Consider the following 17,875-nt stretch of genomic DNA (forward strand, 5'->3'; position numbering starts at 1 on the left):
CAATGTCGTATTTTTGACCCCAATTAAATTGGCGATAAACTTCTTTATTAGCTAACTTAGAGAAATTATCGTGCCAATATTTCGATAGAAATAATTTTAATATGAAAAAGGTTCCGTACCGCGCTCAGATTTCTACATTTTTCGGTATTTTTTTGGTAGTTTTTCTACTTACTTCCAACATTATATTAGCTCAGGAACAGGCTGTTGCTCCTGCTGAGGCTACCGAGGAGGCTGCTGATGCCACCGCCGGGGGAGATGCCGTAAAAGGGAAGCAACTATTCAATCAGAATTGTGCTGCCTGTCATGCGTTAAACCGGAAAATGACCGGTCCCGCACTTGCAAATGTGGAAACCAGATTGGCAGAAGAAGAAGGCCTGGATAAAGAATGGTTGTACACATGGATTAAAAACAGCGCCGGGATGATCTCCTCAGGTGATGCCTACGCCAACAAAATCTACGAGGAATACAATCAGGCGGCAATGACTGCTTTTCCAACGCTGAGCAACACCGATATCGATGATATTTTAGCATATACTGCGGCTCCACCACCTGCACCAGTTCAGGCAGTAGCTACAGCAGCAGAGCCTGGCGGGGGAGCACCTACATCAGGAATTACCAACGAAGTAATCCTTGGGGCGCTGGTTCTTGTTTTCGGACTTCTCGTGATGATGCTATACCTTGTGAATGCAACCCTTAGAAGGATAGCAGAAGCCAATGGGGTGGTCGTTGAGAAAGCCAAGGCTGAAAAGAGAATGCCCATATGGAAGGCTTTTGCAAAAAATCAATTCCTGGTACTGGTTTCTGTAATATTTCTTTTATTGGCTAGTGCATATTACGCCTATGGATGGATGATGCAGATCGGAATAGATCAGGGATATCAGCCTATACAACCCATACATTACTCCCATAAAATCCATGCAGGAGACAACAAAATAGAGTGTAAATACTGTCACTCTTCTGCCCGGGTATCCAAGCATTCAGGTATACCGTCACTCAATGTTTGTATGAATTGTCACAAATCGATTTACGAGTACATAGGTAATCCTGAAGGTCCTACCCAGGAAGACCTGGCTAATGGGTATACCAATGAGTTCTATACTGCTGAAATCAAAAAACTATACAAAGCGGTAGGTTGGAATGAGGAAGAACAAAGGTATACCGGGGAATCTCAACCTGTTGAATGGGTTCGGATTCACAACTTACCCGACCTTGCCTATTTCAATCATTCCCAGCATGTATCTGTAGCGGGAATTGAATGCCAGACCTGCCATGGTCCTGTGGAGGAGATGGAGATTATGTATCAGTATGCACCACTGACTATGGGCTGGTGTATTAATTGTCACCGGGAGACCAATGTCAATGTGGAAGACAATGCTTACTACGAAAAGATACACAAGGCATTATCAGAGAAATATGAGGTAGAGAATCTGACGGCCGCCCAGCTAGGTGGACTCGAGTGCGGAAAATGTCACTATTAAGAAAAATTAAAGAAGCTAATTACAGATAGATCGTATGGCATCAAATAAAATATACTGGAAAAACGAAGCGGACCTGATTCCCTCTGATTCCAATATTCAGAAGCTAAGAGATAACGAGTTTCCTGAAGAAATTCCGGTTGATGAATTTCTGGGGGATAAGGAACGTCTGTCGGAATCTAAAACTAACCGTAGAGACTTCCTTAAATATGTAGGCTTCAGTACAGCGGCAGCTTCACTTGCGGCATGTGAAGGACCAGTGATCAAGTCGATTCCCTACGTAGTGCAACCAGAACAGATTATTCCTGGAGTGGCTAACTATTATGCCACCACCATGGCAAATGGATATGATTTTGCCAGTGTTCTGATCAAAACCAGAGAAGGACGACCAATAAAAGTTGAAAATAACAAAGAAGCTGCTACCCACGGTGGAGCTAACGCCAGAGTGCAGGCTTCAGTGCTTTCGCTTTATGACAGTACCAGATTACAGGGCCCCTTGTCTAACGGAGAGGCGGTTGATTGGGCACTGCTCGATGCTTCGGTTAAATCAAAACTCGGTGCAATTAACGGAACTGCTAAACAGGCAGTTTTACTCACCCAGACCTACGCAAGTCCTTCTACAGAAAAGCTTGTTGCAGATTTTATTGCAGCCAATCCCAATGCAAAGCATATTACTTATGATGCCATATCTGAGAGTGCTGCATTAGATGCTTTTGAAATGGCTTACGGGGAAAGAGGACTGGCTGATTACAATTTTGAAAAAGCAGATCTAATCGTCTCTTTCAGTGCTGATTTTCTTGCCGACTGGCAGGGAGGCGGCTACGATGCCGGATATTCCAAAGGGCGTGTGCCCAAAGCAGGTAAGATGTCGAGGCATGTGCAGTTTGAAGCCAATATGTCCCTTACCGGTGCCAATGCCGACCAAAGGGTGCCTCTGAAACCATCAGAGCAGAAAAAGGCCCTGGCAGCTCTTTATGGGAAACTGAATAACAGCAGAGTAAGCACCGATCTTAGTGAAGGTGCTTTGGCAATGGTAGATAGTGTTGCAACTGAAATCAGGAGCAAGGGAAGTAAAGCAGTTGTTGTGAGCGGTTTGGATGATGTTAATGTCCAAAGGGTGGTTCTCGCCATCAATGAAATGCTGGGCAGTGAAGCATTCGATGCACAAGCACCAAAATATATCAGGAAAGGCAAGAATGCTGAGGTACAGCAGTTGATCAATGATATGAAAGCAGGAAACGTTGGCCTGCTGGTTATGGATGGGGTAAATCCCATGTACACTTTGGCAAATGCTTCAGATTTTGCTGAAGGACTTGAAAAAGTAGAGCTGTCAGTTACTTTCTCTACCAATTGGAATGAAACTACCGAACGTACCCAGTTTACTGCTGCTGCGAATCACTATCTGGAGTCATGGGGTGATACACAGATAAAGAAAGGACATTACAGCCTGATGCAGCCCACAATCAAGGAGCTATTTGACACACGTCAATTCCAGCAGTCGTTGCTGATCTGGATGGGAAGTGATCAGAGCTATTACGATTATATCAAAGGAAATTGGACCGAGTCTATTCTTGGAACCGATTCCTGGAACAAAGCGCTTCACGATGGAGTGTACTCGGCGTCTGCGCCTGAAGCGGCAACACAACAGCTGTCTTCTGAGGCTATGCCGATGAATGATGCTTTATCACAGGCAGTGCAAAACATGGCTTCCACTGCCACATCAGGAATGGAGCTTACCTTGTATTCCAAAGTGGGAATGGGAGACGGGCAACAAGCCGGTAATCCATGGCTACAGGAATTCCCTGACCCTATTACAAGGGTAACCTGGGATAATTACATCACCCTTTCAAAAGCTGATGCCGGTGAATTAGGACTTATCAATGAGAATGCAGCTAATGGTGGTTTAGACGGAAGTTATGCCAATATCACTGTCAACGGGGTAACACTTAATAATGTTCCTGTGATCATTCAACCGGGACAGGCTAGAAACACAGCCGGTTTATCCTTTGGTTACGGCCGAAAAGTGGGAATGAAAGAGGAGATGCAAACCGGAATAAATGCTTTCTCAGTCTACACCGATTTTAATTCTATTCAATCTGTCCAGATTGAAAAGGCCAGTGGAATGCATGAATTTGCCTGTATTCAGTTGCAGAATACGCTTATGGGAAGGGGTGAGATCATAAAAGAAACCACCCTTGAAAAATATAATACCGAAGATTCACATGAGTGGAATGCGGTACCTGAAGTTTCTTTAAACCATCAGGAAGTACCGGCCACCACGGTTGATCTTTGGGAGTCATTTGACCGATCTATAGGGCACCACTTTAATATGTCGATAGACCTCAACGCCTGTACAGGCTGTGGGGCTTGTGTTATTGCCTGCAATGCAGAAAATAATATCCCGGTAGTAGGGAAGAGTGAAGTGCGTAAATCCAGAGACATGCACTGGTTGCGAATCGACCGATACTATTCTTCAGAAGACACCTTTGAAGATGACAATATTAAGAAGGATGAGTTTTCAGGAGCTTTCGAATCCAAATCGGGCTTTGAAGAAATGGAACGTGCAGCAGAAAATCCGCAGGTAGCATTTCAGCCTGTGATGTGCCAGCATTGTAATCACGCTCCTTGTGAAACAGTTTGTCCGGTAGCGGCAACATCGCATAGTCGTCAGGGACAAAATCACATGGCGTATAACAGATGTGTGGGAACAAGATATTGTGCCAACAACTGTCCTTATAAAGTAAGACGATTTAACTGGTTCCTTTATAACAATAATGACGAGTTCGATTTCCATATGAACAATGATCTTGGGAAAATGGTGATCAACCCTGACGTAACTGTCAGGTCGAGAGGTGTGATCGAGAAGTGTTCACTCTGTATACAGATGACACAGAAGACAATTCTCGACGCCAAAAGAGAGGGCCGTGAAGTTAAGGATGGAGAATTTCAGACTGCTTGTTCCAATGCATGTAGCAATGGGGCCATAATCTTCGGCGATATCAATGATAAGGAGAGTCAGGTCGCAGCCCTGAAAAAAGATGAGAGGATGTACCACCTGCTTGAAGCAGTGGGGACAAAACCTAATGTATTCTACCACGTTAAAGTGAGGAATACCAACGAAGCGTAATTAAGAAATAGAAAAACCTAACTATAACAAATATCTATGGCGTCGCATTACGAAGCACCTATAAGAAAACCCCTTGTTATTGGAGACAAAAGCTACCACGACGTATCGGTAGATATCGCGGCTCCTATAGAAGGAAGGGCCAACAGGCAATGGTGGATTGTATTTTCCATAGCCCTGGCAGCACTCCTTTGGGGGATTGGTGCTATTATTTATACAATTTCCACGGGTATTGGTACTTGGGGACTTAACAAAACGGTAAACTGGGCATGGGACATTACCAACTTTGTATGGTGGGTAGGTATCGGGCATGCAGGAACGCTTATTTCCGCGGTACTACTTCTCTTCCGTCAGAAATGGAGAATGGCGATCAACCGCTCGGCTGAGGCCATGACCATCTTTTCGGTGATCCAGGCGGGATTGTTTCCCATCATCCACATGGGTAGGCCATGGCTTGTTTATTGGATGGTACCTATTCCTAACCAGTTTGGTTCCCTATGGGTGAACTTTAACTCTCCCCTGCTATGGGACGTTTTTGCGATCTCCACCTATTTGTCCGTATCCCTGGTGTTCTGGTGGACGGGACTATTACCAGACTTTGCGATGATCCGCGACAGGGCCGTTAAGCCATTCCAGAAGAAAATCTACAGCCTTGTGAGTTTCGGATGGACGGGAAGGGCCAAGGACTGGCAGCGATTTGAAGAGGTTTCCCTTGTCCTTGCGGGACTGGCAACACCTCTTGTTCTCTCCGTACACACCATTGTATCTTTTGACTTTGCCACCTCCGTCATTCCGGGATGGCATACCACGATCTTCCCGCCATACTTTGTTGCCGGAGCGATCTTCTCGGGCTTTGCCATGGTGCAGACGCTTCTGATCATCATGAGAAAGGTGTCTAACCTTGAAGCTTATATTACGGTTCAGCACATAGAATTGATGAACATCATCATCATGGTGACGGGTTCTATTGTGGGTTGTGCCTATATCACGGAATTATTCATCGCCTGGTACTCAGGTGTGGAATACGAGCAATACGCCTTCCTCAACAGGGCCACAGGTCCTTACTGGTGGGCCTACCTGCTCATGATGAGCTGCAACGTGGTCTCCCCTCAGGTTATGTGGTTTAAAAAGATCAGAACCAGTATTGTTATCTCCTTTGTAATTTCAATTGTAGTAAACATAGGAATGTGGTTCGAGCGATTTGTAATTATCGTGACTTCTTTGCACCGCGATTACCTTCCATCTTCCTGGACGATGTTTTCGCCCACTTTTGTGGATATCGGGATATTTATCGGTACAATCGGATTTTTCTTTGTCCTTTTCCTTCTTTATGCCAGGACTTTCCCGGTGATTGCTCAGGCAGAGGTAAAATCGATTCTGAAATCCTCAGGATCCAGGTATAAGAAATTAAGGGATGCAGGAAAACCATTATATCAAATGCCTTCGGGTATCGCTGCTGCCCCTCGGGAGGAAGTTAAAATAGCTGATACGTCGTCGCCAAAAGAAGAAACAAAAGCGGCTGACCTTCTATCCAAATTGGGATCTTTTGACCCTAGCAAGGATAAGGCAGATGATTTGAAGAAAGTAAAAGGGATCGGACCTAAAATGGAACAGACCCTTAATCAGATAGGTATTTACACCTTTGCTCAGGTGAGCAGGATGACGAATGTTGAGTACGATATGCTCGACGAAATAACCGGGGCATTCCCCGGAAGGGCACAACGTGACGACTGGGCAGGACAGGCAAAGAAATTAAACAAGAATTCGTAATTATGGCCTCTAAAGTTATACATGCTTATTACAACGATGATGACATCCTGATGCAGGCTGTCAAAAAGGTAAAAGCGACCAAGCATCATATTGAGGAAGTTTATTGTCCTTTTCCTGTGCACGGGCTCGATAAAGCTATGGGTCTGGCACCCACAAGGATTGCGATAACATCCTTTATGTATGGCTGCCTCGGACTGATAGTGGCCATCGTAATGATGAATTATATCATGATAGAAGACTGGCCACAGGATATTGGTGGAAAACCTAGTTTTACCTATATAGAGAACATGCCGGCTTTTGTGCCCATCATGTTTGAGCTTACTGTATTCTTCGCAGCACATTTAATGGTGATTACTTTTTATTTGCGAAGCAGATTATGGCCATTTAAAAAGGCAGAAAATCCCGATGTGAGAACCACTGATGATCATTTTGTGATGGAAATAGAGGTTCATGGGGATGAGAACGGACTAATGACGATGTTGCAGGAATCAGGTGCCGTTGAGATAAATAAGGTAGAAAAGTAGTACTGGACATATGAAGAAAATACTTAACATAGGAATTTTATTCACGGCTGTTTTAGCAATGGTTTCCTGCGCTGATAAAGATAGCCCAAACTATCAGTACATGCCCAATATGTATTTTCCTGTAGGGTATGAAACCTATCAGCAGGTAGATTTTTTACCTGCCGGCACTGAGGCAATGACTCCCGCCGAAAATTCCATATCGAGAGGTTGGCTCCCTTATGAATTTGCCAATGACCTTGCAGGTAAAGATATGGCCAGGTTACAACCCAGTCCGCTCGATTCCCTCAATACGGAGGAGAATCTTGCTGTGGGGAAGGAATTATACGATATCTATTGTGCCATTTGTCACGGACCGAAAGGAGCAGGACAGGGTACTTTGGTGAAAAGGGAGAAGATCCTTGGTGTTCCCTCTTATGCCGATGCCGCCAGAAATATCAGTGTAGGCTCAACCTATCATACGATCTATTACGGACTTAATTCCATGGGTTCCTACGCAGGGCAATTGAATTACAAAGAGCGCTGGCAGGTATCAGAATACGTGATGAAACTGAAGCAGGACCTAACTAAATAAGACACAGACTTAAACTATGTATACGTTTTCTAACAGACTTAAAATCGGAGCAATTGTCCTTATGGCCCTGGGAATCGTCGGAATGGGCGTAGGATTCGTTTCTGTCCCTTCTACTCCTGAAGAAGCCAAGGCGATGGTAGCAGCTCATGATGATGGCCACGGAGATTCTCATGCGGAAGAAGGTGAACATCTGGCAGAGGATACTGCCCACGCTGGAACTGCCGATCACGATGCAGCTCATGACGAACACTTGATGCATCAATTACAGAACAGACCCTGGTCTGCCGTATACGTTGCAGCCTTCTTTTTCTTTATGATCGCCCTGGGAGTTCTGGCATTTTATGCAATCCAGCGGGCAGCACAGGCAGGTTGGTCTCCTTTGCTTTTCCGGGTGATGGAAGGAATTACTGCCTATCTGGTACCCGGGGGTATCGCTGTTTTTGTACTTCTTGTACTCTCCGTTATGCACTTTAATCATATGTTTGTCTGGATGGATGCTGATGTGGTGGCAGAAGATGCCTTATTGCAGGGCAAGGCCGGATACCTTAACCCGACCTTCTTCCTGATTAGAGCTGCGATATTTCTGGGTGGATGGATCTTGTACAGGGAAGTTTCTAGAAGGTTATCCCTGGCCCAGGATGAGGCAAGTGACAACCGAAATTTTGTAAAGAATTTCAGATGGTCTGCAGGGTTCCTGGTTTTTTACCTGGTTACCGAATCTATGATGTCATGGGACTGGATAATGAGTGTAGATCCACATTGGTTTAGCACCCTCTTTGGATGGTATGTTTTTGCGAGTATGATGGTATCTGGTATCACAGTAATTGCTTTGATCACCATTTACTTAAAATCAAAAGGATACCTCCCGGACGTCAATGACAGTCATATCCACGATTTGGCGAAATTCATGTTTGGATTCAGTATTTTCTGGACGTACCTTTGGTTCAGTCAGTTTATGCTGATCTGGTATGCCAATATACCTGAAGAAGTGACCTATTTTGTCACCAGGATAGAAGATTATAAATTACCCTTTTTCGGAATGGTTGCATTGAATTTTGTTTTCCCGTTGCTCCTTCTGATGAACAGCGATTACAAAAGGATTAACTGGTTTGTGGTAATGACGGGAATAGTTATTCTGGCAGGACACTATATTGATGTTTTCAACATGGTGATGCCCGCAACGGTTGGAGACCAGTGGTCAATTGGCATCCCTGAATTAGGAGCTGTTTGTTTCTTTGCCGGTGCATTTATTCTCTGGGTCTTCAGAGCACTTACCAAAGTGCCTTTGCAACCCAAACGAAATCCGTTTATTGAGGAGAGCAGACATTTTCACTATTAATGATTACAGAAACCTATTAGTTTAGATAATGACGACATTACTTACGATATTTGTTTTAGTTCTAGTGGCAATTGCGATCTGGCAAATGACCAAGATCTTTGAATTGTCGCAGATCAAAGCAGATAATTCACAGGTGGCCAATGATAAGGATAACAAGAATAACGGTTATCTGATGTTTGCCTTTTTGATCTTTATTTATGCGATTACCATCTTCAGTTTCTGGAAGTATACCAAGGTATTACTTCCAGAAGCAGCTTCTGAACACGGGAGTAGTTATGATGAATTGATGCTCTGGTCCTTTGTCATCATCTTTATTGTTCAGACTATAACACAGGCTCTTCTGCATTACTTCTCTTATAAATACAGGGGAGAAAAAGGTAAGAAAGCCCTGTTCTATGCTGATAATGACCGTCTGGAATTTATCTGGACCATCATTCCGGTTGTTGTTCTTGCGGGACTCATCCTTTGGGGACTTTACACCTGGACCAATATTATGGATGTCAATGATGAGGACGACCCATTGATAGTTGAACTATATGCCCAGCAATTTAACTGGACGGCAAGATACGGTGGCGGGGACAATGTACTTGGAGGAGCCAATGTCAGGATGATTGATATCGATCGGGCTAACGTACTTGGATTGGATGAATCAGATCCTTATTCAGGAGATGATGTAATTGTAAAGGAATTGCACCTGCCGGTTGGCCGAAAAGTCAATTTCAGATTTCGCTCTCAGGACGTATTACATTCGGCTTATATGCCGCATTTCAGAGCACAAATGAACTGTGTGCCGGGAATGATCACCGAGTTCTCTTTTACTCCAACTATTACCACTGAGGAAATGCGTCTCAAACCCGACGTAATTGATAAAGTTAAAAGAACCAATGCCATCAGAGCCGAAAGAGCTGCCAATGGCGAGCCGAATTCAGATCCATGGGAATTCGACTATGTCTTGCTCTGTAACAAGATTTGTGGTAAATCTCATTACAATATGCAGATGAAGATCATCGTGGAGAGCGAAGAGGATTACAATGCATGGATGGAAAGTCAGCAAACATTTTCTCAGTTGATGGCTTCCATGAATTAAAATAAAAATTAGGCTAGAAAAGAAAATTAATATAAAATTAAATTAGATTATGTCTGCTACAGCACATGCACAAGTTGATGATCACGCAGATGATCATGGACATCATCACAAAGAGACTTTTGTTACCAAATATATCTTTAGTCAGGATCACAAAATGATCTCCAAACAATACCTGGTAACAGGTTTGATTATGGGGATTATTGGTATAGCCATGTCACTCCTTTTTAGGATGCAACTAGCCTGGCCCGGAGAATCCTTCCCCATTTTTGAGGCCTTACTTGGAAAGTGGGCACCCGATGGGGTGATGGATGCTGACGTATACCTGGCACTTGTTACCATACACGGTACTATCATGGTATTCTTTGTCCTTACAGCAGGACTGAGTGGTACGTTTAGTAACCTTCTTATTCCCCTTCAGATTGGTGCAAGAGATATGGCATCAGGGTTTTTAAATATGTTGTCTTACTGGATGTTTTTTACTTCCAGTGTAATTATGGTGATCTCACTTTTTGTTGAAGCCGGTCCTGCTGCTGCGGGATGGACCATCTATCCTCCCCTTAGCGCCTTGCCAATGGCACAGCCCGGTTCGGGTATGGGAATGACCCTGTGGTTGGTTTCTATGGCCATTTTTATTGCGTCATCTTTGTTGGGATCATTAAATTATATTGTTACAGTAATCAACCTCAGGACAAAAGGTATGTCAATGACCCGACTACCATTGACGATCTGGGCGTTTTTCGTTACAGCGATCATCGGAGTTGTTTCTTTCCCGGTTCTTTTGTCAGCAGCATTATTGCTGATCATGGACAGAAGTTTCGGTACATCATTCTTCCTTTCTGATATCTTTATTCAGGGAGAAGTATTGCATTACCAGGGAGGCTCTCCGGTATTGTACGAACACCTGTTTTGGTTCCTGGGCCACCCGGAAGTATACATTGTATTATTACCAGCCCTCGGAATCACTTCTGAAGTGATGTCTACAAATGCCAGAAAACCGATCTTTGGTTACAGGGCGATGGTAGCTTCTATTTTAGCGATCGCATTCCTTTCAACAATCGTATGGGGTCACCATATGTTTATTTCAGGAATGAATCCCTTCCTGGGATCTGTCTTTACCTTCACTACATTATTGATCGCCATACCATCAGCGGTAAAGGCCTTCAACTATATAACAACACTTTGGAAAGGGAATCTGCAATTGAATCCCGCTATGCTATTCTCAATCGGATTGGTTTCTACTTTTATCACAGGAGGTCTTACCGGTATCATTTTAGGAGATAGCACACTGGATATCAACGTACACGATACGTACTTCGTTGTGGCTCACTTTCACCTGGTGATGGGTATCTCAGCCTTATATGGTTTGTTTGCCGGGGTTTATCACTGGTTCCCAAAGATGTACAAACGCATGATGAACAAAAACCTGGGATATGTACATTTCTGGGTAACGGCCATCTGTGCCTATGGAGTTTTCTTTCCCATGCATTTTGTGGGAATGGCAGGAGTGCCGAGAAGGTATTACCAGAATACAGCATTCCCTATGTTCGATGAACTTACCGATGTGAATATTTTAATCACAGTCTTTGCACTAATAGCGGGAGCAGCTCAATTGGTATTCCTTTACAACTTTATACACAGTATGTTCTATGGTAAACCCACTGAACAGAATCCATGGAAATCGAATACTCTTGAATGGACCGCACCAATTGAACATATCCACGGAAACTGGGAAGGTGAAATCCCACACGTACATCGCTGGGCATACGACTACAGTAAGACTATGCCGAATGGGGACTACGTAATTAAAGACCAGGATTTTGTCCCTCAGAATGTTCCTTTACAGGAAGAAGAAGAGGAATTACAACACTAGCGCTTTTTGCGAAATTATACAGACCCATCCCCTGGTATATTCAGTGGATGGGTTTTTTGATTTTAAGAGGGTCTGATGTACTACTTACACATTTTGTAATATCTTTAATTGATATTAAAGACCGAAAATTGATCCTCTTATGAAAATTATACTCAAATCCCTTATCCTCATTTTTATATGCCATAGTATAGGGATTCAGGCACAGCGCAAACCCAAAATTAAAGGGAACAGAGATGTTGTCGAAGTCAGGGAATCTTTACCCCCTTTCTCTGCTATTGAGCTCAGGGATGATCTGGATATCGTCCTGAAAAGAGCCCCCGGGGAATCGTATCAGATCACAGCCGATGACAATCTGATTGATGTGCTAAAGTTTGAAGTTGAGAATGGAGTATTAGTTGTTTCCTCCTTTTACCAGATCACGGCAAAAAAGGAATTGTCAATTCAAATTTCATATGTACAGCTTAATCAGGTTTCGCTTCTTGACGGACGTATTTCAACGGCCGAAGGAGAGCGGATCAATTCGGAAGAATTAATTATTCAGGCTGAGGGATTATCCCGTATCAAACTGGATGCCGATGCAGGACAACTTAGTCTTAACATGCAGGATAACAGCAGGGGTAACTTTACTCTGACTGCCGATTCCCTTTCCCTTCAGTTAAAACACAAATCGGAAGCGACGGTATATGCCAACGCCTTCTCAGGTAAAATTTACTTGAAGGATAACGCTCTTTTACAGATAGATGGGACTTCAAATAGCCTGGAACTGATGAGTAAAGACAACGCCAGAATTCGGGCAGTAGATCTTGCAGCTGATCGTCTTTCAGCCACACTTGCAGGTACTTCGGATGCAAGGATTATGGCTCTGGAACATATCGAACTCAATCTTACGGAGAAGGCCAGATGTTATCTCTTTGGGGATCCTGAGATTTCACTTCTCACTTTTAAGGACAGCGCCGAATTATTCAAAAGAAATAAATAAGGTCCCCTTTCCTTGACGAAAAGAGGACCTTTATTAAATAATTGTTTGATAGCTTCCTTCCTTAGGACTGCATAGACATGGAACTCTTAGGTCCTGCATTTACGATGTCCTGATTTACATTCTCCTCAAACTTTTTAAAATTTTCGTTAAAGAGATTCACTAATTTATCCTTTACCTCTTCGTAGCGCGATTTGTCATCCCAGGTATTTTTTGGGATCAATACCTCTGGTGGTACACCGGGGCAGGATTCCGGAATCATAAAGCCAAACTCTTCATCTTTGATATAGTTTACATTCTCAAAATCTTTATGATGGATCGCATCGATCATCGCTCTTGTATACTTGAGTTTAATCCTTGATCCTACTCCATGGGCACCTCCTGTCCATCCTGTATTTACAAGCCAGGCTGTAGCCTTGTGTTCCTTGATTTTTTGTGCAAGGAGTTCAGCGTACTTGTTGGGATGCCACATCATAAAGGCTGCACCGAAGCAAGCGCTGAAGGTGGCCTGTGGTTCAGTAACACCCATTTCAGTTCCGGCAACTTTAGCTGTATATCCTGAAATAAAGTGGTAACTGGCCTGTTCCGGCGTGAGTTTGCTCACAGGGGGCAGAACACCAAAAGCATCACAGGTAAGGAAAATGATATTTTCCGGATGTCCGGCAACACATGGAATCTGCACATTTTCGATAAAATCAATAGGATACGAAGCCCTTGTATTCTGGGTGATTGAAGTATCCGTGTAATCAACTTCGCGTGTGGCCTTATCATAAACTACATTTTCGAGCACAGTCCCGAATTTGATTGCATTAAAGATATCCGGTTCATTTTCCGCAGAAAGGTTGATGGCTTTCGCATAACATCCTCCTTCTATATTAAAGGTGCCTTCGTCTGTCCAGCAGTGTTCGTCGTCCCCGATGAGTTTTCGTTTTGGATCGGCACTCAAGGTTGTTTTTCCGGTTCCGGAAAGACCAAATAATATACTTACATCCCCCTCATTCCCTACATTGGCCGAACAGTGCATAGGAAGTACTTCTTCCAATGGCATCAGATAGTTCATAATAGAGAAAATACCCTTTTTCATTTCTCCGGCGTACTGGGTTCCCAGGATGACAACCTCTTTCTCTTCCAGGTTGAGATCAACGCTGGTTTTGGATGTCATTTCTGATGTGTACCGGTTTGCAGGGAAGCCACCGCCGTTAAAGATCACATAATTAGGTTCGCCAAAATTGGCGAGCTCCTCGGCAGTGGGCATGATCAGCATATTCTGCATAAACAAAGCGTGGTACGCCCGCGTACAGATAATCCTCACCTTAAGACGATACTTTGGATCCCAGCCTGCAAAGGCATCAACCACGTATATTCTGGGTCGTGTATTGAGGTAGTCCAGTGCCCGCTCTCTGTTAACCATATAGGTGTGTTCGTCCAGACCTATATTAATATCTCCCCAGTCGATATTCTTCTCAGAATCGGGATTTCTCACGATCCGCTTGTCTTTTGGGCTCCTTCCTGTCTTTTCCCCTGAGTAAACCAAAAGGGCTCCTACATCGGAGATGGCGGTACCTTTTTCCTGTCTCAGACCTAATTCATATAGTACAGGAACACTACTATTCCTGTATATCTCTTCTACTTCTATTCCGTACTTTTTCAGATCAAATGTTCCCATGAAATGTGATTTAAATAATTGGTTGAATTTCTACTGCAAAATAGCGAATTAATAAATTGTAAAAAGATGATTTTTATCATGATAAGGATTTCTTAATAAATGCAATGGCGTAGTCTTACGGGGCCGAAAATCCGACTCGATTTTCACTATCTTTGATTTTATGAACGAGCATCTCGATCCCACGGCTGAAAATTTCTCTCAGGAAGAACTCGATATTGAAAGGGCATTAAGGCCCATTTCTTTTGATGATTTCACAGGGCAGGAATCGGTTTTAGAAAACCTCCAGATCTTTGTACAGGCTGCAAATTTAAGGGATGAGGCCCTAGATCATACTTTGTTCCACGGACCACCTGGCCTGGGAAAAACTACTTTGGCTCATATCCTTGCGAACGAATTAGGTGTCGGGATAAAAGTGACCTCCGGACCGGTTCTCGACAAGCCGGGAGATCTCGCAGGCCTATTGACTAACCTGGAAGAGCGGGATGTTTTGTTTATTGATGAAATTCATCGCCTGAGTCCGATTGTGGAAGAGTATCTCTATTCGGCCATGGAGGATTACAAAATCGATATCATGATTGAAACCGGGCCCAATGCAAGGTCGGTTCAAATCAATTTACATCCCTTCACCCTGATAGGCGCAACAACGAGATCAGGCTTATTAACCGCTCCGATGCGGGCCCGATTTGGGATTCAGAGCAGATTGCAATATTACAGCACCGAACTCCTTTCTACCATTGTGGAACGTAGTGCTGAAATCCTCAAGGTTCCTATTACCCATGAGGCTGCCATTGAGATCGCCGGCAGGAGCAGAGGTACTCCGAGGATATGCAATGCCTTGCTGAGAAGAATTCGAGATTTTGCACAGATCAAGGGAAATGGCAAAATCGATATTGAAATTTCAAAATACGGCCTAAAAGCGCTGAATGTGGATACTCACGGCCTTGATGAAATGGACAATAAGATATTACTGACTATAATTGACAAATTTAAAGGTGGTCCTGTGGGGATTTCAACCCTGGCTACAGCCGTTTCTGAAAGTGCTGAGACCATTGAGGAAGTATATGAACCCTTTCTAATTCAACAAGGCTTTATCATGAGGACTCCGAGAGGAAGAGAGGTCACAGAACTGGCGTATAAACATCTGGGGAGGATCAAAGGAGGTACTCAGCCCGGACTTTTTTAAATGCGTGAACTCAAGACAGTTTCCCAATTAGAAGTACTGCGGAATCGCAAGCGTATTCTGGCAAATCCCCTGCCATTTCATTCAGAAAATTTTCAAAAATACGGTGATACCTTCAGGGTGAAGGTCGGACCCCACCAGACCATTATTTTTACCCGCGATCCAGAGATAGTCCGGCAAGTTCTTCAAAAGCAACATAAAAAATTCAAAAAATCAACCCTGCAAACAAAAGATCTGGCAAAGTATATCGGCCATGGTTTACTAACGGCAGAAGGAGATCATTGGAGAAGACAACGCCGGATGATTCAGCCCGCCTTTCACAAGAAAAAGCTGGCCGGTTTAATTTCTACAATGCACAGGGCTATTAAGGAAGAGTTGGGCCGTATCCAACTTAATGAAGAGGGTGATATCTTTCCCCTGATGGGAGACCTGGCTTTTCAGGTCGTTGCCAAATCGCTATTCAGTAAGATGGATATCCGCGAGAAAATGCGGGAATTGCAGCATATCACAGAGACCAATCAAAAAATGTTGATTCGGGAAATGAGGCAACCCTATCTGGTTTGGTGGTTTAAGTTGAGTGGACAATTGAGAAAACATCTCAATTATTCCGAAGATAGCAGAGTCTTGCTCAATGAACTCATTGAGGACAGAGTTCGCCAAGGGGGAGAAGAAGACGATCTGTTGGATATGCTTCTTAATGCTACCTACGAGGACGGCACACACATGGAAAGGAAGCAGCTTATCGATGAAGTTTTGATCCTTTTTACAGCGGGACATGAAACCACAGCCAATGCCTTGAGTTTTGCCCTTTTCCTTCTGGCCAGACATCCGGAAATACAAGAACAGGTCTATCAAGAGGTGTCTGTTAATGAGATCACCGATGATGACTATCTTTCCTGGTTATCAAAATTAATTTTTGCGCAGCAGTGCATCGAAGAAGCCATGAGATTGTATCCCCCGGTGTACGTGATCGATCGTATGGCAAAAGAGGATATTGAAATCTCAGGATACAAGTTTAAAAAAGGAAGTATGCTCTTGATGTCGGTTTACGAATTACACCGGTATAGTGCATTCTGGAATTCTCCGAAATCATTTCAACCAGAACGATTCGAGAAGGAAAAGAAAAAAGAGATGGGACCGTATTACTACCCATTTGGAGCCGGGCCCCGAATGTGTATTGGCAATAATTTTGCTATGTATGAGATGATTATGACCATCAGTGAAATAGTAAAGAAATACAGAATTACATCTCCTGACTCCAGCGTGGAGTTGGTACCTCTGATTTCCCTAAAGCCCAAGGAAGTCAGGTTGAAATTTGAAAAACGTCACTAATTATTGAGTTCCAGAAGTGAAAATACTCGCCTTATCAAGGAAGAAGCCAAAAGACTTGGATTTCTTTCCTGTGGGATATCCAAAGCTGAATTTCTGGAGGAAGAAGCCCCGCGATTAGAACGGTGGCTCAAGAATAATATGCACGGGGAAATGGCCTATATGGAAAACCATTTTGATAAAAGGCTCGATCCTAGAAAATTGGTGGAAGGCTCTAAATCCGTCATTTCATTAATCCTCAATTATTTTCCGGAGAGAGAACAAAAGGAAGACACATATAAAATTTCAAAATACGCCTATGGCAAGGACTATCATCATGTCATCAAAGCGAAACTCAAAGAACTTCACAACTTTATTGAAGAAGAAATAGGAGATGTTGATGGCCGTGCATTTGTAGATTCTGCACCGGTTCTGGATAAAGCCTGGGCGGCAAAGAGTGGACTGGGCTGGATAGGGAAGCACAGTAATCTGCTAACTCAGCAAGTAGGGTCGTTCTACTTTATCGCGGAACTTATTGTCGATCTGGAGCTCGAGTATGATCATCCGGTTGCCGATCATTGTGGCAGTTGTACCGCCTGTATTGATGCCTGTCCGACAGAAGCAATAATTCAGCCTTATGTGGTAGATGGAAGCAGGTGTATCTCTTACCTCACCATAGAATTAAAAAATGAGATTCCGACGTCTTTTAAAGGGAAGATGGACGATTGGATATTTGGCTGCGATGTTTGTCAGGATGTATGTCCATGGAATCGTTTTTCAAAAGCTCATTCAGAGCCACTTTTTAATCCCCATCCCAACATATTGGAGATGAACAGAAAGGATTGGGAAGAGATTACCGAAGAAGTATTTAAAGATGTATTTCGCGGTTCTGCCGTAAAACGGACAAAATTTAGCGGACTTAAAAGAAATATCGAATTTCTTAAATAAATCTCCCGCAACTACATTGATTTTGTTTAAATACTCT

The 17,875-nt window shown here is 43.5% G+C and carries 13 protein-coding genes; 12 read left to right on the forward strand and 1 reads right to left on the reverse strand.

The window, feature by feature from the left end; all coding sequences use genetic code 11:
- The first annotated feature begins 101 nt into the window (after positions 1-101).
- The 9 genes from AB8P51_RS01180 (at position 102) to AB8P51_RS01220 (ending at position 12,739) form a co-directional block, all read left to right on the forward strand.
- On the forward strand, positions 102-1,478 hold the full coding sequence (locus AB8P51_RS01180; RefSeq protein ID WP_369746940.1) for a c-type cytochrome: 1,377 nt from the start codon (positions 102-104) through the stop codon (positions 1,476-1,478).
- A gap of 34 nt (positions 1,479-1,512) precedes the next feature.
- The gene (locus AB8P51_RS01185) at positions 1,513-4,602 is read left to right on the forward strand and encodes a TAT-variant-translocated molybdopterin oxidoreductase (protein ID WP_369746941.1); all 3,090 of its coding nucleotides are present in this window, start codon (positions 1,513-1,515) and stop codon (positions 4,600-4,602) included.
- A gap of 36 nt (positions 4,603-4,638) precedes the next feature.
- Complete coding sequence (gene nrfD, locus AB8P51_RS01190; protein ID WP_369746942.1) at positions 4,639-6,369, forward strand: NrfD/PsrC family molybdoenzyme membrane anchor subunit; 1,731 nt, start codon at positions 4,639-4,641, stop codon at positions 6,367-6,369.
- 2 nt (positions 6,370-6,371) lie between these two features.
- A complete protein-coding gene (locus tag AB8P51_RS01195) occupies positions 6,372-6,893 on the forward strand; it encodes a DUF3341 domain-containing protein (protein WP_369746943.1) in 522 nt (173 codons plus the stop codon).
- A gap of 10 nt (positions 6,894-6,903) precedes the next feature.
- A complete protein-coding gene (locus tag AB8P51_RS01200; RefSeq protein WP_369746944.1) occupies positions 6,904-7,464 on the forward strand; it encodes a cytochrome c in 561 nt (186 codons plus the stop codon).
- 16 nt (positions 7,465-7,480) lie between these two features.
- The gene (locus AB8P51_RS01205) at positions 7,481-8,803 is read left to right on the forward strand and encodes a quinol:cytochrome C oxidoreductase (protein WP_369746945.1); all 1,323 of its coding nucleotides are present in this window, start codon (positions 7,481-7,483) and stop codon (positions 8,801-8,803) included.
- Positions 8,804-8,831: 28 nt separating this feature from the next.
- Positions 8,832-9,890 (forward strand): cytochrome c oxidase subunit II, encoded by a 1,059-nt coding sequence (locus AB8P51_RS01210; protein WP_369746946.1) that lies wholly within the window; start codon positions 8,832-8,834, stop codon positions 9,888-9,890.
- Between the two features lie 49 nt (positions 9,891-9,939).
- Positions 9,940-11,760: a cbb3-type cytochrome c oxidase subunit I gene (locus tag AB8P51_RS01215; protein ID WP_369746947.1), complete on the forward strand. Its 1,821-nt coding sequence runs from the start codon at positions 9,940-9,942 to the stop codon at positions 11,758-11,760.
- Between the two features lie 139 nt (positions 11,761-11,899).
- On the forward strand, positions 11,900-12,739 hold the full coding sequence (locus AB8P51_RS01220; protein ID WP_369746948.1) for a GIN domain-containing protein: 840 nt from the start codon (positions 11,900-11,902) through the stop codon (positions 12,737-12,739).
- A 61-nt stretch (positions 12,740-12,800) separates the two neighbouring features.
- Here the strand turns inward: AB8P51_RS01220 and pckA are convergent, their stop codons facing one another.
- Positions 12,801-14,402, reverse strand: a complete 1,602-nt coding sequence (gene pckA / locus AB8P51_RS01225) for a phosphoenolpyruvate carboxykinase (ATP) (RefSeq protein WP_369746949.1) — start codon at positions 14,400-14,402, stop codon at positions 12,801-12,803.
- 160 nt (positions 14,403-14,562) lie between these two features.
- Between pckA and ruvB the strand changes: the two genes are divergently transcribed.
- From ruvB to queG, 3 genes are read left to right on the forward strand one after another with little or no spacing between them, the layout of a single operon-like run.
- On the forward strand, positions 14,563-15,585 hold the full coding sequence (ruvB, locus tag AB8P51_RS01230; protein ID WP_369746950.1) for a Holliday junction branch migration DNA helicase RuvB: 1,023 nt from the start codon (positions 14,563-14,565) through the stop codon (positions 15,583-15,585).
- Positions 15,586-16,914, forward strand: a complete 1,329-nt coding sequence (locus AB8P51_RS01235) for a cytochrome P450 (RefSeq protein ID WP_369746951.1) — start codon at positions 15,586-15,588, stop codon at positions 16,912-16,914.
- Positions 16,915-16,917: 3 nt separating this feature from the next.
- The gene (gene queG, locus AB8P51_RS01240; RefSeq protein WP_369746952.1) at positions 16,918-17,838 is read left to right on the forward strand and encodes a tRNA epoxyqueuosine(34) reductase QueG; all 921 of its coding nucleotides are present in this window, start codon (positions 16,918-16,920) and stop codon (positions 17,836-17,838) included.
- The last annotated feature ends 37 nt before the right edge of the window (positions 17,839-17,875 follow it).

Origin of the sequence: Muriicola sp. SD30 (assembly GCF_041205185.1) — a bacterium.
GTDB lineage: Bacteria > Bacteroidota > Bacteroidia > Flavobacteriales > Flavobacteriaceae > Muriicola.